Raw genomic sequence first — 21,231 nt, 5'->3', positions numbered from 1 at the left:
AATGTAAGTATGAGTAAGAAAGTATTATTAGCCGGAGAATCATGGATAAGTTATACGACCCATGTAAAGGGATTTGACAGTTTTTATACATCTGCATATGAAAGCGGAGAAAAATGGCTGGTTGCTGCACTGAAAAAAGGGGGGTATGAGGTAGATTTCCTGCCGAATCATGTGGCCCCGGAGCAGTTCCCGTTCACGGTTGATGAATTGAAGAAATATGACTGTGTGATTTTATCTGATATCGGAGCAAACACATTGCTGCTTCCGGTATCCACATTTATGAAAAGTGAAAGAGTACCGAATCGTGCAAAGGTAATCAGAGACTATGTTATGGATGGAGGAGCACTTTTGATGGTAGGGGGATATCTTACATTTTCGGGTGTAGATGCTAAGGGAAAATGGCATGACACTGCTGTACAGGATGTTCTGCCGGTTGAGGTGCTGACGGTGGATGACCGTATGGAACACTGTGAAGGGGTACGCCCTGTTACCGTACAGGAGCATGAGGCACTAAAGGGAATTAAAACAGAATGGCCGGAAGTGCTGGGATATAATAAGACGGTTGCAAAGCCGGAAGCCTTTGTTGCGGCGACTGTTGACGGGGATCCGTTTATTGCTTTTGGAACATACGGAGCAGGAAAGAGTGCCGTGTTTACCACCGATTGTGCACCCCACTGGGCACCGCCGGAGTTTTGTGAATGGGAGAACTACGATCAGATCTGGCAGGGCATTGTAGGCTGGCTGACTGATTAGCAGAAAAAGGGATACGTCTGCTGCCTGGAGGGGCGGCAGACGTTTCTATAGGTTTTACAAGGAGAAACAGATGAAGTACGATGCAGAGACATTTTTAATGGAAATATTGAGGATACCTACGGTTAACGGAAAGGACGACGAACGGGCACTGGCGGTATTTCTCCGTGATTTTCTGAAGGACTGCGGAGTGAGCGCTGTTGTTCAGGAAATTGACAGCAAACATGCGAATGTTGTAGGTGTTTTGGATGGAAGATCCAAGGAAACTGTCATCTGGAACGGACATCTGGATACAGTGCCTTACGGTAAAATGGGAGAGTGGAAGACAGACCCTTCTGTACCGGTGAAAAAAAACGGATGTATTTATGCCAGAGGAGCCAGCGATATGAAGAGCGGTCTGGCAGCCATGGCATATGTATTGGGAAGTATGAAGGAAAAAGGGCATGTACCTTCCCATACTATTTATTTTTGCGGAACATGTGATGAGGAGAAGGGCGGGCTTGGAGCCAGACATCTTTTAGAAACACAGATGCTAAGAAAGCCTGCACTGCTTCTCATCAGTGAGCCTACCGGACTGCGTCCCGGAACCGCTCAGAAGGGCTGTATATGGATGCAGATGAAGATACACGGAAGGACCAGCCACGGGGCATATCCGGAGCAAGGCGTTAATGCACTGGAATATGGAATCCATATTTTTGAGAATTTGAAGGAACGCATTGAGAGATATAACCACGAGGTTCTGGGAAAGCCAACTTGCCAGATTACTATGGCAAAGGGGGGAATCGTTCCTAATATGACACCGGATGCGGCAGAAATTATGCTGGATATCAGGGTAATCCCGGGAATTACCACGCGGATGGTCAGTGAGTGGGTGCAGGAGATTATTGACCAGTGCAGACAAGAAACAGACGGGGAACTGAATGTAGAAGTACATATTAAAAATGACAGGCAGGCTATAGAAATTGACAGCGGCAATTTATGGCTTAAAAAACTTCAGTGGGAGCTGGAACTCAGGATGCTGTCAAAAGAGCGGATAGGAATTAATTATTTTACAGATGCATCTATTCTGGCAAAAGGAATACCGGATACACCTGTCCTGCTTTGCGGACCCGGGCAGCCTGAGATGGCACATAAGCCGAATGAATATGTTGAAGTGGAAAAATATTCGCGGTATATTGGGATTTTAAGCCGATTATTTTAACCATATTGTGGAAATCTACGGTATAATAGAGACAGAAAAATATTATAGTTCGGTAAGGATGTGAAAAGTTGAGAACGACAATTAAGGATATTGCAAATTATACAGGTTTTTCCGTTACTACCATATCCTTGGTCCTGAATAATAAAGCGGATAAGATTCCTAAGAGCACAAAGGATACGATTTTGGAAGCTGTTGAAAGATTAAATTATCGTCCGAACCAGCTGGCAGTAGGATTGGTAAAAAAACGGACTCAGACAATCGGCCTGATTATATCAGATGTAAGCAATGTATTTTTTTCCACATTGGCAAAAGGTGTGGAGGATTCCTGCCGCAGGCAGGGATGGAACTTGATTTTGTGCAATACGAATGATAAACATGAGCGGGATATGTCCTATATTCAGGTGCTGGCGGATAAGGGAGTAGATGGAATTCTATTTTGTATGGCGAGAGACAGCGCTAAGAAAAAGGCAAAGGAAAGTATTCAGCTGCTGAAGAAGCTGAAGATTCCTTTTGTTATGATAGACCGTTATCTGGAGGAGGCGGACTGCAGCTCAGTCATAGTAGACCATATGCAGGGAGGCTATATAGCTGTAAAATATCTGCTGAGCCTTGGACACCGAAATATTGGATGTGTGACGGGGCCAAGTGGCTTGGAAGATTCCCGGGAGCGTCTGAAAGGATACAAGAAGGCGCTGGAGGAATATAATATTCCTTATCAGGATGAGTTTATTTATGAAGGGAATTATGACCGGGAAAGCGGTGCGGGAGCAGTAGAATTCTTTGAAGGCAAGAATATAAGTGCTGTGTTTGCTTTTAATGACATGTCTGCCTACGGTGTTTATAACAGTTTGAAGAAAAAAGGAATCTCAGTACCGAAAGGAATGTCCCTGATTGGATATGACGATATATTCTTTTCGGAAATTTTGGATGTACCGCTGACAACAGTGAAGCAGCCTATTTATGAGATGGGTGTGGAGAGTGTGAAGCAGTTGATTGAAGAGGTAGAAAGCAGTGAGGGTTCACGCAAATGTATTGTATTCCAGCCGGCATTAATTGTGAGAGAAAGTGCAGGACGCGGGCCGGAACGAACAGAAGAAGGTTCTGGATATCCAAAGGAAATTGGATGAAGTTTATATTATGATAATAACAAAGATTTCGAGGGACAATATATGAAGGTATTAAATTTTGGATCATTAAATTTAGATTATGTGTATTCTGTTGACCATATGGTGGCTCCGGGCGAGACGCTGGCTTCCTTTGGCATGGATATATTCTGCGGGGGAAAGGGGCTGAACCAGTCTATTGCACTTGCCAGGGCAGGAGTATCTGTGTATCACGCCGGGATGGTGGGCGAAGAAGGCGGGGAACTTTTGAAAGCCTGTGAGGAAGGTGGTGTAAAAACCGATTATATCCGTACAATTCCAGGCAAGTCCGGACACACCATCATTCAGGTGGACAAGGAGGGGCAAAACTGCATTCTGCTGTACGGCGGTGCGAACCGGCGTATTACGGAGGAATATGTGGATGAGGTGCTGGCACATTTTGAAAAAGGGGATATTCTGCTGCTTCAAAATGAGGTGAATCTGCTGGATTATATCATAGACCAGGCTTATGAGCGGGGCATGATGATTATTCTGAACCCTTCACCCTATGACAGCGCACTGAATGCCTGTGATTTTAGTAAGATTTCCATGTTTTTGCTTAATGAGATTGAGGGAGAACAGGTAACTGGTGAAGCAGATACGGAGATGATGCTGGAGAAACTGAAAACCATCTATCCCAATGCAAGGGTTGTGCTGACACTGGGAGGAAACGGAGCTGTTTACCAGTACAAGGATGAGCAGTACAAACAGAGGATTTATAGGGTAAAAGTGGTGGATACCACGGCAGCAGGAGATACGTTTACCGGGTATTTTATTTCTTCGGTTATTCAGGGGCTTCCGGTACAGGAAGGCCTTTCACTGGCGGCGAAGGCATCTGCAATTGCAGTATCCCGTCAGGGGGCAACAGCCTCCATACCATTAAGAAAAGAAGTTTTGGATGTGGAATGGAATAAACAGGAACTTTGTTGAATTATAGGGGAAAATAGAATATACTAATAAGTAGGAACGGAGGAGTTATAGAGAGGCAGAGGTAGGAAGACGCGATGGGGAATTGGAAAAGACTTTTCGCATTGACATTGAGTATGTTAATGCTTGTAACCATAATGTTTCCAGGAACAGTGCATGCAGCCCGGGAGAAGACCCTGAGAATCGGTTATATAGATTATCAGGGTTTTATTCAGCAGAATGAAGACGGAACTTACGAGGGCTATGGAGTGGATTATTTGAATGAAATCTCCAAATACACAGGCTGGAAATATGAGTATGTGTTTGGCACCTGGCCAAAGCTGCTGGAAAAGTTGAAAAATAAAGAAATTGATTTCCTCTGTTCAGCTCAGAAGGTGGAGAGCCGAAAGGCTAATTTCGATTACTCTGAATACCCAATCGGATATACCCAGGGACTTTTGTATACTCTGCCGGAAAATGATAATATATATTACGAGGATTACAAGGCACTGAATGACACAAAAATAGGCGGCTTGCGAAGTTCTGCTACCAATGATTTTTTAAAACGATATGCAAAACGGTGTGGCTTTAAGTATAAACTTGTGGAGTATGACAGTGAGGCAGAGATGGTGCAGGCATTAAAAGTGGGTGAGGTGGAGACAATTGCCACAGACCGTTTTGCCTATCATAATGACCTGAAGCTGGTAGCACAGTTTGGTGCAGATGCTTACTATATGATGTCCTATAAGGGCAGCCCTTACATAGAAGAAGCAAACTTTGCTTTGAGCGAGATTAAGGTGGATTTTTCTTTTGAGACAGAACTTTTTAAGAAGCATTACAGTGAAAGTACTGAGGAAACGGGACTTTTGCTTACCCGTGAAGAAATGGAATATATAAAATCTGCCCCGGTTATTACAGTGGGCAATCTGGCAGACCGGCATCCGATGTCCAGATTGAATCCGGAAACAGGAAAGGCAGAAGGAATTAATGAGGATATACTGGATTTGATTTCACAGGTCAGCGGACTTACTTTTGAACAGCAGATAGTTCCCCAGGGGGATAAACCAATCGAAGCACTGAAAGAGGGTCGGTTTGATTTGATTGCAGGGATAATTCAGGCAGATACTTTTAGGGAAGATCAAGAGCTTTCACTTTCTGATCCATTTTTGAAAAGTGATTTGGTTGTTGTTGTGCGGAAGGGATATAGCTATAATCCCCAGAATAATACGGTGGTGGGGGTTAACCGGACTTTCCGGACATTGCAGGAACATATAGCCGCAGAATATCCGAATGCCCGGGTTGCTGGCTACAAAACGGTAGAAGATGCTCTGAAAGCAGTTCAAACCCAGGAGGCTGATGCTGTAATACAAAATATCTATATGATGACCTATCTCCTGCAAAACCCCCGTTATTCAAATCTGCAGATTTTACCTACCCGTTTTATGGAAGAAAACTCTTCTATCGTAGGACTCCGCAGTGCAGATTCCAGACTTATGTCAATTATTAATAAGACGATTGGCGTAATTGGGGAGGAGAAAGTGAATGAAATTGTAACTGCAAGAACAATTGCAGATCCATATCATGCCACTTTACTGGATACGATGTATGAATACCGTGTACTGTTTTCCGTTTTAGGAGTTTTGGCAGTTACAATATTTACGGCTATTGGGGTTATTTGGAAAATGCGGCGGAGAAATTTGCTCCGGTTACAGAGCAAGAATGAGCAGCTGGCGGAAGCGGTGAAACGGGCGGATATGGCAAGTCAGGCTAAAAGTCTTTTTCTTGCAAGAATGAGCCACGAAATAAGAACCCCCATGAATGCTATTGTAGGACTTACTACCATTGCCAAGAGTCATAAAGACAGTGGGGAGAAGATGGAGGAATATCTGAATAAGATTATGTCCGCCTCTAAGGTTTTGCTGGGAATTATTAATGATATACTGGATATGTCTGCAATTGAGAATGAAAAGCTGAAGATAGCCAGCACCCCCTTTGATTTTAAGCAATTATTAACAGGCATTTCTACGATGTATTATGGACAATGCAAGGAAAAAGGTGTCAAGTTTGATTTGATTTTATCCGGTGTATCAGAGGAAATTTTGGTAGGAGATGCACTTAGAACTAATCAAATCCTGCTGAATATAATGTCCAATGCGTTTAAGTTTACTCCGCCAGGGGGCTCCATACGGTTCCTGGCCACACAGACCTTGATTCAGGATGGAACGGTTTATATCCGTTTTAAAATAACAGATACCGGTATTGGAATGACGGAAGAGATGAAAGAACGGCTGTTCCAGCCTTTTGAGCAGGAGAGCGCAATGACTGCTCTGAAGCATGGCGGCTCGGGTCTTGGGATGTCTATTACTAAAAGTCTGGTGGACATGATGCAAGGCAAGATTGAGGTCGAAAGTCAGAAAGACGCAGGAACTACCTTTACTGTAGATCTGCCGTTTGGCCTGCCGGACGAAAGCTTTGGTGAAAAAGAAGAAGTAAAAGATATTTGTGCTCTGGTGGTGGACGATGATGCAGATGCCAGAGAATATACTTCAAGTATACTGAAACGTTTGTGCATTAGCCATGATACTGCAAGTTCGGGAGAGGAAGCAGTGGAAAAGCTGGTCCTGGAACATGAAAAGGGACGGGGATATGACGTTTGTTTTATAGACTGGGTGATGGCTGGTATGGATGGAATTGCTGTCACACGTAAAATTAGAGAACTATTTGATGAGGACACCATTATTATCATTGTTTCGGCCTATGATATTTCGGAAGTGGAGGAGGAAGCAAGGGAAGCGGGGGCTGACATGTTTATCACAAAGCCAATGTTCCAGTCTACCGTAGTAGATTTATTAATGACCCTTTCCGGCGGCATATACAAAAGTCAGACGGTAGAGCCGGATGAGTATGACTTTACGGGGTATCGTGTGCTTGTGGCAGAAGACAATGCAATGAATATAGAAATTGTTATAGATTTGCTTGGACTGGTAAAAATGGAAGTGGACTGTGCTGAAAATGGAAAAGAGGCGGTGGAAATGTTCGAAAAGAGTGAGCCGGGAACCTATGCGGCTGTTCTGCTGGATATTCAGATGCCTGTTATGGACGGACATGAAGCATCAAGGGCCATACGCGCGGGAAATCATCCCGAGGCAAGGACTATGCCCATTTATGCCATAACGGCCAATGCATTTACAGAAGATGTTTCTGCGGCTCTTGCGGCCGGGATGAATGGTTATATTGCAAAACCAATAGACAATGGACTTCTGTACAGTACGCTTGCGAAGCATTGTAAAAAATAAAAAGTTTTAAGTATGAATGGCAAAGCAGCCGGGAGAGCCACTTTTTATGTGCTCTTCCGGCTGCTACCATATCTTATGCCTGAAATTGTTTTACATCTATACAAAGAGGTTCACATTGGCTTCCTCCGCACTTCCAAGGTAAGAAGTGACACCTGCAAATTCCACGCCGTCAATGAGCTCCTCCTTCTTAATTCCCATGACATCCATGGACATGGTACAGGCAACCAGTTTTATTCCGCCTGCCAGAGCGTGGTTCATCAGTTCTTCCAGAGAACTTACATTCTTGTCTTTCATGACCTTTTTCATCATTTTTGTACCCATACCACCCATGTTCATCTTGGATAATTTTAGTTTCTTTGTCCCTCTTGGCATTATAGTACCGAACATTTTCTCAATAGCTGATTTTTGGACATGCTGCTTTTCCTCTTTCCGCAGTGCATTCAGCCCCCAAAATGTAAAGAACATAGTGACTGGGCGCCCCATGGCAGCCGCGCCGTTAGCAATGATGAAGGATGCCAGGACTTTATCCAAATCCCCGCTGAACACAATTAAAGTTTTTCCCTGAGGTATGGCAGATGATGGAGGGGATGCCTGAATTGTACCACACTCACAGCGGCCAGCACCCTTTTTAATATAAACAATATTCTCCCGGTCCTTTCTCTCTGTTTTTATGAGCAGATTCCCGGTCCGTCTGCACCATGCGTCTATATCTTTTGCAAATCCCATGTCTGTGGCGGATACCTGTAATATCTGGCCTTCTTTTAATCCGGAAAGTGCTTCATGTACCTTCATGATTGGTCCCGGGCACTGCAGGCCGCAGCAGTTTATAATTGTAATTTCTTTACAGTCGCATAGGGGCGTCTCTCCGTTGTCACCATCTGCAAGTCTGCTTCCTGAGTTACCTCGGGAATCCCGGTTTTCAGGTTCTCTGTTACGGGAAAACCCTTGATCATGCATAGATTTATAAAATGCAGTTCCTGCTGAAAGTATTTTCACCTGACTGAATCCGTTCTGTGTCAGGATTCGGGCTGCATTGTAGGAGCGGACACCTATAGCGCAGTAAGGAATAATGAGTTTGTCTTTATCAAGCTCCCCAAGCCGGCTGCGCAGCTTACCCAGAGGAATATGGACGGAATCTGGAATAGAGAATACCATCCGCTCTACATCCTCTGTAACGTCCAGAATTATGTAAGTATTTTTTTTATCTTCGTCTGTCAGCAGTTCATCCATCTCGTCATATTCTATAAATGACGCCAGACCCTCCAAGACATTCTGTGCTACGAAGCCCAGCATATTAACCGGGTCCTTGGCAGAGGAGTAAGGCGGTGCATAAGCAAGCTCCAGCTCTGCTAAATCGTAAATAGTACCTTTTAGCCGCATTGTTACGGCTATGGTATCGATTCGTTTATCTACTCCGTCCTGCCCCACAATCTGTGCACCATATATACTTCCGTTTCGGTCAAAAATCAGCTTCAGGGTAATGGGAGTGGCCCCTGGATAATACCCTGCATGGGATTTCTGGTTAATCAGAACGGTCTCATAATCTATGCCTTTTTGTTTTCCGGCTGCTTTTAGAGCCTTTTCATTCATTCCCACAGCGGCTGCGGTTAAATCAAATACCTGTGCCACGGAAGTTCCCATTGTGCCTTTATAAGAAACCTGCTCTCCGTCGATATTGTCGGCGCAGATACGTCCCTGCTTGTTAGCAGGACCGGCCAGAGGAATCATTGTTTTATCTCCTGACACATAATGGTCCACTTCAATCACATCGCCCACAGCGTAAATATGCTCATCAGAGGTTCTCAAAAACTCATCCACAATAATCCCGCCTCTGGAGTTTAATTCCAGACCTGCTCCTTTTGCGAGTTCACTGTTGGGGTGGACTCCTATGGAAAGAAGTACCATGTCTGCAATGATTTCCCTGCCGCTTTTCAGATGAATGACTGTATGCTCTTCGACTGTCTCAAAAGAGCTTACTCCATCTTTTAGAATCAGCTCCACATGATTTGCAGAAATGTTTTCATGTAAAAGCTGTGCCATTTCATAGTCTACCGGAGCCATAACCTGGTCCTGCATTTCAATAATAGTAACTTCAATCCCTGCCTTATGAAGGTTTTCTGCCATTTCCAGTCCAATAAATCCGCCCCCTATGACAGCTGCTCTTTTGGGCATTTCTTTTGTGACAACTTCTTTGATGATATCTGTGTCAGGAATTGTCCACAGTGTATAGATGTGGCTGCCGTCAATTCCGGGTATAGGCGGTTTCAGAGGCGAAGAACCTGTGGCTATGAGCAGGGTATCATAACTTTCTTCATACTCTTCCCCTGTCTTTAGATTTCGGACTTGTATGGTCTGTGCATTTCTGTTAATCTTTTGCACTTCACTGGAAATCCGTACATCTATGTTAAATTTTGCCTTCATAGCCTCAGGCGTCTGCAGGAGTAAAGCATCCCGGCTTTGGATTACATCTCCGATATAATAAGGCAGGCCGCAGTTAGCGTAAGAAATATAGTCCCCTCTTTCAAACATAACGATTTCCATAGCTTCATTTCTTCTTCTTAATCTTGCTGCGGCAGTTGCACCTCCCGCCACGCCGCCGATAATTATTGTTTTTGACATTGCCATTTCCCTCTCTTTCACTGGAATCACTTTTGCAGCTAATTATATAAAAGAAAGGAAAAAGTGTCGGTGATTTAGTCACACAAAAAAAGAACTTCGCAAAGGTAGTCCGTCATAAGACAGTACGAAACTTTAAACTGTTAATGGGCAACTGTCAAGTAAAATGTCTAAAACAAGCGTATCGCTCACCGTGAGCGATACGCTTGTTTTTACTGCCTGTCGTAATGGGCAGTTTCCATAAGGAAGCAACTACCGACCATCGGAACAACGCGATAGACAGCCAACAGACGAATGTATGTATAATGCTGCCGCCGTTTTTGGCGGCTTCTCTTTATCAAGTATAGAAAATTTGTTCTGAACGTTGAAATCGCAATTCAGGTGTGCTAAAATATAGTTAACCCACTCATATATTAACTGTATCATGTAAAACAACGAGGTAAAAGTATGTCTGATAATTATATTCAGGTATCAGGTGCAAGGGAACGAAATCTAAAAAACATAAATGTCTTGATACCCAAAAAAGAAATCACGGTTTTTACAGGTGTTTCCGGTTCAGGGAAATCATCTTTAGTATTTGATACAATAGCGGCAGAATCGCAAAGACAATTAAATGAAACTTACACCAGTTTTATCCGTCACCGTATGCCATATTACGGAAAGCCCGATGTGGACAGTATCGAAAATTTGTCCGTAGCCTTTATTATTAATCAAAAACGATTAGGCGGTAATGCCCGGTCAACGGCCGGGACAATTACAGATATTTATTCTGTATTACGTTTACTTTTTTCCCGAATTGGGAAACCATTTGTAGGTTATTCAGATGTATTTTCATTCAACAACCCGGCTGGAATGTGTGAACATTGTGAGGGCTTAGGAAAAATTGAAACCATTGATATAGAAAGACTGTTAGATAAAAATAAATCCTTAAATGAGGGAGCTATCCGTTTTCCAACTTTTGAACCCGGAGGTTGGCGATTAACCCGCTATATTCATTCAGGCTTTTTTGATAACAATAAAAAATTGAAAGACTATTCTTCTGAGGAATTGGAACTGTTACTTTACGCTGATGGAATTAAGATCAAAAATCCCGCTCCTGAATGGCATAAAACCTCATTGTATGAGGGTTTGATTCCACGTATTGAACGGAGTTTCCTTAAAAAAGAAGATGGTGAAAAGGTCAGATATGGAAAAGAAATCGAGCGGTTTGTTGTAAAACAGGATTGTCCCCACTGTCATGGAACACGCTTGAATGATAAGGTATTGTCTTGTAAAGTGAATGGTAAAAACATTGCGGAATGTGCAGATATGCAGATAAATGAGCTTTTGGATTTTGTCAGGTCTGTTCATGCTCCCGTAGCCGCTACAATCGTTTCGGAACTTGTGAATCGGATTCAGCACATGGTATCCATAGGACTGGGCTATTTAAGTTTAAGCAGAGAAACATCTACACTTTCGGGTGGGGAATCTCAAAGAATTAAAATGGTTAGCCAACTTGGCAGCAGTTTGACTGACCTTACTTACATTTTTGACGAACCAAGTATAGGGCTACACCCTCATGACATAAGCAAAATTAATGAGCTTATGCGATTGTTGCGTGATAAAGGGAATACTGTTCTGATCGTCGAGCATGACCCGGACATGATAAAAATTGCAGACCATATTATTGATATGGGGCCGGGTGCTGGAACCCACGGAGGGAAAGTTGTATATCAGGGGAATTTAAATGGGCTGAAAACAGCGGGTACTATCACAGGAAAGTATTTATCTTATTGCCCCAAGCTAAAGCCTGACACTCGTACCTCGAAAGACTGGCTTTCCATTAAAAATGCAACCATGCATAATTTAAAAAATCTTTCAGTTGATATACCAAAAGGAGTAATGACTGTTGTAACCGGGGTTGCCGGTTCAGGAAAAAGCACGCTAATTAATGGCGTATTGCCACGGCTATATCCTGAAACTGTTTTTATTGACCAAAAAGGGATTCAAGCGTCAAAACGTTCCAACATAGCGACCTTTACGGGTATCTTTGATATTATCAGAAAACTATTTGCGAAAAGAAACGGCGTAAGCGCCTCTCTATTCAGTTTCAATTCACAAGGTGCTTGTCCTGCCTGCAAAGGCTTAGGGGTCACTTATACAGATTTGGCTTTTATGGATACAATCGTTACGGTATGTGAGGAATGTCACGGAAATCGCTATACGGACGAAGTACTTGCCTATCAGCTAAGAGGAAAAAATATTGCTGATGTTCTTAAAATGACGGTCACGGAAGCCTTAGAATTTTTTGAGGAAAAAGAAATTGTTACGGTACTAAAACGGCTTTCAGACGTTGGTATCACTTATGTATCTTTGGGACAGCCATTAAGTACGCTTTCAGGTGGAGAATTACAGCGAATTAAACTTGCTTCCGAACTTGAAAATGGAGGTCAGATTTATGTTTTGGACGAACCGTCAACAGGCTTGCATATGGCTGATATAAAACAGTTGATTAATGTAATGAATCGCCTTGTAGAACGAAATTCCACTCTTATTGTTATAGAACACAATTTGGATATTATCTGTCAAGCAGATTGGATTATTGACATAGGCCCCTATGCAGGGCAAAATGGTGGTAAAATTATGTTTACAGGATTACCGAAAGATTTAATCAACTGTCCAGATTCTTTAACTGGAAAGCACCTGAAAAAGTATATTAATGAAAAATAGGAGGCTGACTTAATGGCTATAAAAGAATTAGAGGAAAGTTATGTTCCCTTTCAATGCATGATTGTATCAGATTCAAATCGGTTCAATGTTGAGGGCGTTTCAACAGCACAATACTATATACTCGACACATTGAATAAGCAGGGAGCAAAAACCACAAAAGAACTTGCTGAAATGAGAGGTATCTCACAATCTGGTATTTCAAAATTAACAAAGCGTTTGCTGGAAAAAAAGTATATTATTCAGGAAAGGCAGACGAATGACCGCCGTTCTTATAATATTGTACTTACCAAAGAGGGGCAAGCGTTTTTGAATCGTGTCGAGGATTTTGGAAATGAAATAATGAATCTAATTGAAGAAGCATTGACAGAAGAAGAAGTCCACGTTTTTTCGCTGATGTGCAAAAGGATTACAAACTTATACACAGAAAAGCAATAGACATACTTAGCAGAACACAAGAAAAAGTATCTGCCCTACGGTAAATAAAAAAACCGTGGTTATAGCAGATGTTTCGTTGTGCTGTAATTGCATAGACAGAGCCAAGCAGCGGTTTTGAAATAAAATCAAAGCCGCTGCTATTTTTTCAAAAAGGAAATTGCAGGGGGCGTAATAAGTGCGCCCTGTTTTAGCTGGCGGCTTGGGAAATGGAGGATTCCAATGTGTCCAAAGCCGCATTTCTGCATTAAAGATGGGCCGTTACTGCATAGTGACGGCTTGGCATAGCTAATGTTCTAAGGCAATATAATTTCAAAAAATCATATAAAAAAATGAGCGGCTACTGCGCCCATTTTTCATACGACACCGTTCGAGGTTTTTTCGGATAGGTGTCTTTTTATTTACTCACTTTTGGGACAAGACTCCATACAACTTCGGGCCAACTTGGCCCGAAGTCACCGAAAGGAGTTTTCTATGAACAGCAGTTATGATGGGAAACGAACTTTGCCCGCCAAGTTGTTGAACCTCATGGTTCAAAGCGGTGACAACCATGACAAATAGCTATACACATGGTAAAATAGAGGTAGACATTGAACCTTTGGCAGACTGCCCGGAAAAGGAGGAAAATATGCGGCAGTCTGAAACAATTACAGCTTTATATTTTTGGCTTTCCCGTGATGATGAACTGCAAGGGGACAGCAACAGTATTCTGAATCAAAAGGCAATTTGGAACAAATTGAAACCGGAAAGGTCAAAGCCGTTGTGGTCAAGGATATGTCCCGGCTTGGGCGTGACTACTTAAAGGTAGGGTTTTATACCGAAGTTCTCTTTCCAGAAAAGAATGTACGCTTCATTGCCATCAACAACGGAATTGACAGTAACAATCAGCAGGACAGCGATTTTACTCCATTTTTGAATATCATCAACGAATGGTATGCGAAAGACACCAGCAAAAGCTTTGAAACCTGGCAGGACCATTTTGTTTGTTCTACTTCAAGGCTCAAAGGGGTAGAAACGTGTTCCACACACTTCATTCGTGCGGTAGTATTGGAAGAAATGGTGCTCTGGCATTTACAGTACATCACCAGCTTTGTAACAGCATATGGGGATATTTTTCGTGAGAAAATGAACGCCAAGTATACCACTGACCGAAAAAAAGAAACCGCCCTGCGGCGCAAGCAAATTGCGCAGGCAGAACGGAGAATATCTGAGCTTTCCAAGCTGTTCAAGCGAATGTACGAGGACAATGTAAACGGAAAATTGAACGATATTCGCTTTGAAGAATTGTCCGCCGACTATTTTGAATGATTTGGTTAGCAAGGTCTTTGGGAAATCCCCCGATAAATCTGATGGAAAACGCAGGCAGAATATTCACATCAGCTATGACTTGGTGGGGATTCTGCCGGAACTGAACACCCCGGTAAATGAAGAAATGGCGTAGCTTTTACGCTACGCCATACTTCGTTCAAATACTGTTTTACTAAGGACACCCTAAGGGTGATTCTTTTTGTGATAATTTATTTGAAAATATCTTAGTTATTCTAATTTGGTGCATCCGTTATAGTGATTTCTACTCTTCGGTTAGAAGACCGCCCTTCCTCTGTATCATTATTAGCTACGGGGTTGTAATGGGAGTTCCCCTCTACGGACATTTTTTCCGGACTAAGCCCATTGTCTGTCAGGAAATTAAGAATTGTTACAGCTCTGTTTACTGAAAGCTGCCAGGAGTGAGCCTCATTTTGAGGGTCACGGTCTCCCAAATCTGCTGTATTACCTGTAATAGTAAGGTGATTCACATCGTCATATACCTGGGATACAACCTGTCCTACTTTTTTTAAAGTTGCCTCGCTGTCCGATTTTAATATAGTAGAATCCCCCAAAAACAAAAGCTTGTCTTTTAAACGAATAGAAATAGAGTGGTCTGATTTTATCAAATCCACATTATCTTCCAAATTCTGCTGATGAATATATCCATCAAGCTGGGAATAAATAGACTCCAGTGGACTTACATTTTCCATGACGGTACCGGCATCAGAACCAGAACCGCTGCCGCTGCCGGTACCGATATCCTCTGAGGCTGTCGGACCATTAAATGCTTCTGATAATGCACTGGACATAGCTTTCAATTTAGCTTCATTCTCCGAACTCATACCATACATAATAATGAATAGAGCTAGTAGAAGGGTAATTAAATCTGCATATGTAAGAAGCCACCGCTCACTATTTTCGCTTTTCTCTTCCTCTTGCCCTCTTTTTTTCAAGTGTTATCCCCCCTAGTTTTCAATACCAGCCCTGTAGTGCTTAGTACCATCTGGAAATGCCTGATAATACATAGCCAGCTCGTTTTCCATGCTTCTGGCATTCAAACCTTTAGACATGCTGCATACACCGTCAATAATAATTTCTCGCTGTATCTGACACCTTTTTGTATAAAGCTTTATTTTGTTTGCAAGCGGGAGATAGATGACGTTGGCAAATGAAACTCCGTATAACGTTGCAATAAAGGCTGTACTGATCTTGTGCGCTAATTCAGCAGAATCGCCAAATCCAGCAGCAAGAACTACAACAAGACTCATAACCGTACCGATAACACCCATAGTTGGGGAATATCCGCCTGCCGCTTCAAACACGCCTGCTTCCACATGCTTTTGGTGGACGAAAGAGCTAAGCTCGGCTTCCATGACATACTGTATATTTTCAACATCTTTTCCGTCCTGCAGTAAAACAAGGCCTTCCTTTAACGGCAGCATGTCATCTTTCTGCAAATCGGCTTCTTTTACAATGGTGTCCAGGGCAACAACCCCGTTTGTCCGAAAGGTTTTGGATATTTCTAATATTCTGTCAATAAGTTGTTTTGTGCTGTTGGAACTGGGCTGTTTAAAGGTCTTGCCGACAGTCCGGAATGCGCGTACAATATCTTTTAGTGGATAAGATGCGATAGTTGCGCCAATCGTACCTCCTACAACAATAACAAAAGGACTTAGCGCTGTCAGACTATGAAATGATCCTCCTTCCAGGATAAAACCCGAAAGTATGGCAGAAAGACCCAAAACAACTCCTATAAGTAGTGAAACTTCCAATTTTTTTCCTCCTTAGTATCTTTCCGTATTTAATTAATGAAGTGATTTCACTTGTTTGTATGGATAAAATCACAAACACTGATAGTGAAAAGTTTATTTTCACTCATTAAAATCACGGGATATATCATAGCAATTATATCAAATGATTAACAATAGGCGTGTTAAGAATTTGCTAAAAAGAATTACTGTTTATCATATTCCATGCTGCTTTTAAATTTAGAATGAAAAAACTTGACTTTTCACCATTTATTATGATACAATCTTCTAGCGAATGGAAGTAGGTCTTTTTTTTATGCCTAAATTTAGATGGCTTCGCAACCATCATGTAACACGTAGTGAATAAGAAAAAAGCGAGGTGGAAGTTGTGCGCACAAGAATCACATTGGAATGTACAGAATGCAAGCATCGTAATTACAACATGACCAAGGATAAGAAAGCTCATCCGGACCGCATGGAGACTAAGAAGTATTGCAAGTTCTGTAAATCACACACACTGCACAAGGAAACGAAATAGTCGTTGGAAGGAAGTGGATGTCATGGGTGAGAAAACAGCAAAAACTCAGAAGAAGAGCTGGTTCAAAGGGCTTCAGGCAGAGTTTAAGAAAGTCGTCTGGCCTGACAAGAAGACACTGGTAAAACAGACCACGGCAGTCGTTTCAGTTTCCATATTATTAGGAGCATTAATTTCGATTGTTGATGCAATACTAAAATATGGAATTGATTTATTGGTAAAATAATCAACTGGAGCATAGCAGAAAGGTGATTTTATGTCAGAGGCAAAATGGTATGTAGTTCATACCTATTCCGGGTATGAGAACAAAGTGAAAGCTAATATTGATAAGGCAATTGAAAATCGTCATCTGGAAGACCAGATTCTGGAAGTCAGAGTCCCGATGCAGGAAGTGATTGAACTGAAGAACGGTGTTCAGAAAGCAAGTCAGAAAAAGATGTTCCCGGGATATGTTATGATTCATATGTTTATGAATGATGATACATGGTATGTGGTTCGTAATACCAGAGGGGTGACAGGATTTGTTGGTCCTGGTTCCAAGCCGGTTCCTCTTGAGGAAGAAGAGATGGACAGACTGGGAATCAAGCAGGAGAATGTCATAATCGATTTTGCAGTCGGCGATACCGTCACCGTATTAAGCGGTGCGTGGGAAGGTACTGTAGGTGTCATCCAGTCAATGAATGAGCAGAAGCAGAACTTGTCTATCAATGTAGAGCTGTTTGGCCGTGAAACACCGGTTGAACTTAGTTTCGCAGAAGTAAGAAAGATGGATTAAAAACCGTGGGAGGGATTCCTATCCCGCCAATACCACAAGGAGGTAATTAAAAATGGCAAAAAAAGTACAAGGTTATATTAAATTACAGATTCCAGCTGGTAAAGCAACACCAGCACCACCGGTAGGTCCTGCACTTGGACAGCACGGTGTGAATATCGTTGAATTCACAAAGCAGTTCAACGCAAGAACAGCAGACCAGGGTGACCTGATTATCCCTGTTGTTATTACAGTATACAATGACAGAAGCTTCAGTTTCGTAACAAAGACCCCGCCGGCAGCAGTTCTCATTAAAAAGGCCTGCAACATCAAATCCGGTTCAGGCGTTCCGAATAAGAACAAAGTTGCTACAATCACAAAGGCTCAGTTAGAAGAAATCGCAAAAACAAAAATGCCTGACTTAAATGCTGCATCAGTAGAAGCAGCTATGAGCATGGTAGCAGGAACATGCCGCTCAATGGGCGTTGTTGTTGAGGAGGCGTAGAGTACCTAGCGAAACATTGAACACTTGGCGAGGTTTTTCACGAGTCTGGTGAGAAAGTTCACCTTTGCGGTGTGTGTTTACGAGCTTAGTACGAACCCTATCTGGCCGCTTGGCGAGGTTTTACGAGCCTAGTGGAGCACGATAATAGAGCACTTAGTGAATTTGAATTAAGTGGGAGGGGCACGATCCCGCCAATACCACAAGGAGGTTATTTAAGATGAAACGAGGAAAAAAATATATTGAAGCTGCGAAACTGATTGAGAGAGGAAATCTCTACGAGAAGGCAGAAGCAGTAGCATTAGTAAAAAAAGCAGCAGTAGCTAAATTTGACGAAACAATCGAGGCTCATATCAGAACAGGATGTGACGGGCGTCACGCAGACCAGCAGATTCGTGGTGCAGTTGTACTGCCACACGGAACAGGTAAGAAAGTTCGTATCCTTGTATTTGCAAAGGATGCTAAAGCAGAAGAAGCTCAGGCAGCCGGAGCAGATTACGTTGGGGGAGAAGAATTAATTCCTAAGATTCAGAACGAAGGCTGGTTCGAATTTGACGTTGTTGTTGCTACACCAGACATGATGGGTGTTGTTGGACGTCTTGGACGTGTACTTGGACCAAAAGGTCTGATGCCAAACCCTAAGGCTGGAACAGTTACTATGGATGTAACAAAAGCAATCAATGACATTAAAGCTGGTAAGATTGAGTACAGATTGGACAAAACAAACATTATCCATGTGCCGATTGGTAAAGCATCCTTTGCCGAGGAGCAGCTAGCGGACAACTTCCAGACGCTTATCGATGCAATCATCAAAGCAAAACCGGCAGCGGTAAAAGGTCAGTATTTAAAGAGTGTTACACTGACATCTACAATGGGACCTGGTGTAAAAATCAACCCCATGAAGCTTGCTTAATCCGTCCCGAATTTGATGAAATATTAAGATAAATAAAGAGCTGCCGCAGCATTACTGAGAAATCAGTATGCTGCGGCGTTTTTTTGTGAAAATCTTTTTGACATTACGAATAAACCTAAATTGAAAAGTCTGTTTTCGCTTGCTTGAATGCTTCGGTTGGGAATGCTAAAATGAGATAAAGAGTTGGGAATACGGGAAAGGGACATATTGATTGGGCTGAGCGGGAGGTAATGAATATGTTAGAAAAGAATGATTTAACAGCGATACGCCAAATACTGAGAGAGGAGATACAAGAGTCTGTTGAAAAGAACAACATTGTGATATTCAATAGGATTGATGAGGCAATTGAGAAGAACAATGTCTTGATATTTAACAGGATTGACGAGGCAATTGAGAAAAACAATGTTTTGATATTTAACAGGATTGACGAGGCAATTGAGAAGAACAATGTTTTGATATTTAACAGGATCGACGAGGCAATTGAGAAGAACAATGTCTTGATATTTAACAGGATCGACGAGGCAATTGAGAAGAACAATGTCTTGATATTTAACAGGATCGACGAGGCAATTGAGAAGAATAATGTTGTAATATTCAATAAGATAGACGCTGCGATAGAAGAGAATAATGTTTTGATATTTGACGAGATGGAGCGCTACTATCAGATGAATCGCAATGAAATATTAGAATTAAAAACTAAAATGGAAGAGTTGGAGCAATATTATAAAATTAAAAAGCTTGAGGATAATACAGTGACAATTCTGCTCAGAATCACAGAAGAAATTAGGTCTGATGTAAATGAAATCAAAAGAATGATGAAAAAGTGCGGGAAATGTTGGGATATTGACGAAAAAGCGTTGACAACCGCCTGAATAAGTGTTAATCTACTATAGCAATTGACTGCCGAAGACAGCAGGTGCCGTAAGGCATAAGTTGAACACGCCTGCCGAGGAAGATTAGAATTCTTAGTATGAATTTTTATGCCTCTGTGTCTTTGGATACAGGGGCTTTTTTATGTAATAAGAAAGTGCATTTCTTACTACATAAAAACCCTCCGGGGATGCGCACTGGGTTGTAAGAGGTAGATGTCGCTATGCGACCAACCCAGGCGCAAGAGTTTGCTTGCAAACTCTTTATTCTTGGCAGTACACGCATAAAAAAATAAGGAGGTGTACCAGAACGTGGCAAAAGTTGAATTAAAACAACCAATCGTAGAGACAATTTCAGAAGAAATCAAAGATGCTCAGTCAGTTATTCTTGTTGACTACCGTGGATTGACGGTATCTCAGGACACAGAACTCCGTAAACAGCTCAGAGAAGCAGGTGTGGTTTACAAAGTGTACAAGAACACAATGATGAAGAGAGCTTTTGAAGGAACTGAGTTTGAAGGTCTTCAGGGATGTCTGGAAGGACCAAGCGCTATCGCTATTTCTAAGGATGATGCAACAGCATCTGCAAGAATTCTCTGTAACTTTGCAAAGAGTGCAGTAGCACTTGAGTTAAAGGGTGGTGTGGTTGAAGGAAATGTTTATGATATCGCAGGTCTGACAGAACTGTCCAAGATTCCTTCAAGAGAAGAGTTGCTTTCCAAATTGCTTGGAAGTATCCAGTCACCAATCACCAATTTTGCTCGTGTTATTAAGCAGATCGCAGAACAGAACGGCACAGCAGATGCAGAGGCGGCTCCAGTAGAAGCAGCAGCAGAAGCTCCGGCAGAAGCGGCAGAGGTACCGGCTGAATAAGCTGGAAGAGGAATTCCCGGGAATTCGGGTAGTCCAAAAAGAGAAACTAAAATGAAAAGGATTGAAGTAATCCTAAAATAATATAAAATGGAGGATATAAAAATGGCTAAATTGACAACAGCTGAAATGATTGAAGCAATCAAAGAGTTATCAGTATTAGAATTAAATGAATTAGTAAAAGCTTGTGAAGAAGAATTTGGTGTATCTGCAGCGGCAGGAGTTGTAGTTGCAGCAGCAGGAGATGCAGCTCCGGCAGCAGAAGAGAAAGATGAGTTTGATGTAGAATTAGTATCAGCAGGTGCTTCTAAAGTTAAAGTAATCAAAGTTGTTCGTGAAATCACAGGACTTGGATTGAAAGAAGCAAAAGAATTAGTTGATGGAGCTCCTAAAGTAGTAAAAGAGGGCGCATCTAAGGCAGAGGCTGAAGAGATTAAAGCTAAGCTGGAAGCAGAAGGTGCAGAAGTTAACCTGAAATAATTGGGACTTTTGTATACCTTCTTGAACATTAGTAGTTCAAGAAGTATACCTTATTGAACATTAGCAGTTCAATAAGTATAAGATATAAATATTGGGACTGTTGCGGGATAACTGAAGGGTTACAGGGCAATGGTCCCTTTTTTGAAGGGGCAGAGATTGACAACTTAATCTCTCAAGACCTATAATATATGTATCTATAGTTT

The 21,231-nt window shown here is 42.1% G+C and carries 19 protein-coding genes, 1 pseudogene and 1 other annotated feature; of the genes and pseudogenes, 17 read left to right on the top strand and 3 right to left on the bottom strand.

Annotated features, from left to right (window positions below; all coding sequences use genetic code 11):
* Positions 1-9: 9 nt before the first annotated feature.
* The 5 genes from A8805_RS15410 to A8805_RS15390 all read left to right on the top strand — a co-directional run bounded on the left by A8805_RS15410 (position 10) and on the right by A8805_RS15390 (position 7,295).
* Complete coding sequence (locus A8805_RS15410) at positions 10-753, top strand: glutamine amidotransferase (RefSeq protein WP_109712732.1); 744 nt, start codon at positions 10-12, stop codon at positions 751-753.
* Positions 754-823: 70 nt separating this feature from the next.
* Positions 824-1,951, top strand: a complete 1,128-nt coding sequence (locus A8805_RS15405) for a M20 family metallopeptidase (RefSeq protein ID WP_109712730.1) — start codon at positions 824-826, stop codon at positions 1,949-1,951.
* 68 nt (positions 1,952-2,019) lie between these two features.
* Positions 2,020-3,078 (top strand): LacI family DNA-binding transcriptional regulator, encoded by a 1,059-nt coding sequence (locus A8805_RS15400; protein WP_109712728.1) that lies wholly within the window; start codon positions 2,020-2,022, stop codon positions 3,076-3,078.
* 42 nt (positions 3,079-3,120) lie between these two features.
* Positions 3,121-4,023: a ribokinase gene (locus tag A8805_RS15395; protein ID WP_109712726.1), complete on the top strand. Its 903-nt coding sequence runs from the start codon at positions 3,121-3,123 to the stop codon at positions 4,021-4,023.
* Positions 4,024-4,097: 74 nt separating this feature from the next.
* Positions 4,098-7,295 carry a response regulator gene (locus A8805_RS15390; RefSeq protein ID WP_109712724.1) on the top strand — a complete coding sequence of 1,066 codons (3,198 nt, stop codon included), beginning with the start codon at positions 4,098-4,100 and terminating at the stop codon, positions 7,293-7,295.
* A gap of 96 nt (positions 7,296-7,391) precedes the next feature.
* On the opposite strand, the gene A8805_RS15385 is transcribed toward A8805_RS15390, so the two are convergent.
* The gene (locus A8805_RS15385) at positions 7,392-9,914 is read right to left on the bottom strand and encodes an FAD-dependent oxidoreductase (protein WP_109712846.1); all 2,523 of its coding nucleotides are present in this window, start codon (positions 9,912-9,914) and stop codon (positions 7,392-7,394) included.
* Positions 9,915-10,358: 444 nt separating this feature from the next.
* On the opposite strand from A8805_RS15385, the gene A8805_RS15375 reads away from it, so the two are divergent.
* From A8805_RS15375 to A8805_RS22615, 4 genes and pseudogenes are all read left to right on the top strand, one after another.
* Complete coding sequence (locus tag A8805_RS15375) at positions 10,359-12,620, top strand: ATP-binding cassette domain-containing protein (RefSeq protein ID WP_109712720.1); 2,262 nt, start codon at positions 10,359-10,361, stop codon at positions 12,618-12,620.
* Positions 12,621-12,632: 12 nt separating this feature from the next.
* The gene (locus tag A8805_RS15370) at positions 12,633-13,055 is read left to right on the top strand and encodes a MarR family winged helix-turn-helix transcriptional regulator (protein WP_109712718.1); all 423 of its coding nucleotides are present in this window, start codon (positions 12,633-12,635) and stop codon (positions 13,053-13,055) included.
* A gap of 625 nt (positions 13,056-13,680) precedes the next feature.
* Positions 13,681-14,018, top strand: a pseudogene (locus A8805_RS22620) (recombinase family protein); the annotation flags it as partial.
* 334 nt (positions 14,019-14,352) lie between these two features.
* Complete coding sequence (locus A8805_RS22615; RefSeq protein ID WP_242992422.1) at positions 14,353-14,493, top strand: DUF4368 domain-containing protein; 141 nt, start codon at positions 14,353-14,355, stop codon at positions 14,491-14,493.
* Positions 14,494-14,593: 100 nt separating this feature from the next.
* Here A8805_RS22615 and A8805_RS15360 read toward each other — a convergent pair whose 3' ends face one another.
* A complete protein-coding gene (locus tag A8805_RS15360; protein WP_109712717.1) occupies positions 14,594-15,313 on the bottom strand; it encodes a flagellar motor protein MotB in 720 nt (239 codons plus the stop codon).
* 12 nt (positions 15,314-15,325) lie between these two features.
* Positions 15,326-16,132 (bottom strand): motility protein A, encoded by an 807-nt coding sequence (locus A8805_RS15355; RefSeq protein ID WP_109712716.1) that lies wholly within the window; start codon positions 16,130-16,132, stop codon positions 15,326-15,328.
* 364 nt (positions 16,133-16,496) lie between these two features.
* Here A8805_RS15355 and rpmG point away from each other — a divergent pair, with 364 nt between their 5' ends.
* The 8 genes from rpmG (at position 16,497) to rplL (ending at position 21,028) form a co-directional block, all read left to right on the top strand.
* Positions 16,497-16,646: a 50S ribosomal protein L33 gene (rpmG, locus tag A8805_RS15350; protein ID WP_009001657.1), complete on the top strand. Its 150-nt coding sequence runs from the start codon at positions 16,497-16,499 to the stop codon at positions 16,644-16,646.
* A gap of 22 nt (positions 16,647-16,668) precedes the next feature.
* Entirely contained in the window at positions 16,669-16,869 is a 201-nt protein-coding gene (secE, locus tag A8805_RS15345) for a preprotein translocase subunit SecE (RefSeq protein WP_109712715.1), read from the top strand.
* A gap of 30 nt (positions 16,870-16,899) precedes the next feature.
* Positions 16,900-17,418, top strand: coding sequence for a transcription termination/antitermination protein NusG (gene nusG / locus A8805_RS15340; protein ID WP_109712714.1), 519 nt, complete (start codon positions 16,900-16,902; stop codon positions 17,416-17,418).
* A gap of 52 nt (positions 17,419-17,470) precedes the next feature.
* Complete coding sequence (rplK, locus tag A8805_RS15335; RefSeq protein WP_109712712.1) at positions 17,471-17,899, top strand: 50S ribosomal protein L11; 429 nt, start codon at positions 17,471-17,473, stop codon at positions 17,897-17,899.
* A gap of 217 nt (positions 17,900-18,116) precedes the next feature.
* Positions 18,117-18,809 carry a 50S ribosomal protein L1 gene (rplA, locus tag A8805_RS15330; RefSeq protein WP_109712710.1) on the top strand — a complete coding sequence of 231 codons (693 nt, stop codon included), beginning with the start codon at positions 18,117-18,119 and terminating at the stop codon, positions 18,807-18,809.
* Positions 18,810-19,045: 236 nt separating this feature from the next.
* Positions 19,046-19,681, top strand: coding sequence for a hypothetical protein (locus A8805_RS15325; RefSeq protein WP_109712708.1), 636 nt, complete (start codon positions 19,046-19,048; stop codon positions 19,679-19,681).
* A 13-nt stretch (positions 19,682-19,694) separates the two neighbouring features.
* Positions 19,695-19,832: a sequence feature (ribosomal protein L10 leader region), on the top strand.
* A gap of 158 nt (positions 19,833-19,990) precedes the next feature.
* The gene (gene rplJ, locus A8805_RS15320; protein WP_109712706.1) at positions 19,991-20,551 is read left to right on the top strand and encodes a 50S ribosomal protein L10; all 561 of its coding nucleotides are present in this window, start codon (positions 19,991-19,993) and stop codon (positions 20,549-20,551) included.
* A 102-nt stretch (positions 20,552-20,653) separates the two neighbouring features.
* Positions 20,654-21,028 carry a 50S ribosomal protein L7/L12 gene (gene rplL, locus A8805_RS15315; protein WP_109712704.1) on the top strand — a complete coding sequence of 125 codons (375 nt, stop codon included), beginning with the start codon at positions 20,654-20,656 and terminating at the stop codon, positions 21,026-21,028.
* Positions 21,029-21,231 lie beyond the last annotated feature (203 nt).

The organism is Faecalicatena contorta (assembly GCF_003149105.1).
Taxonomy (GTDB): Bacteria; Bacillota; Clostridia; order Lachnospirales; family Lachnospiraceae; genus Muricomes; species Muricomes contortus_C.
Note: the sequence above shows the minus strand (reverse complement) of the source record. Positions and strands in the feature narration are given on the sequence as shown.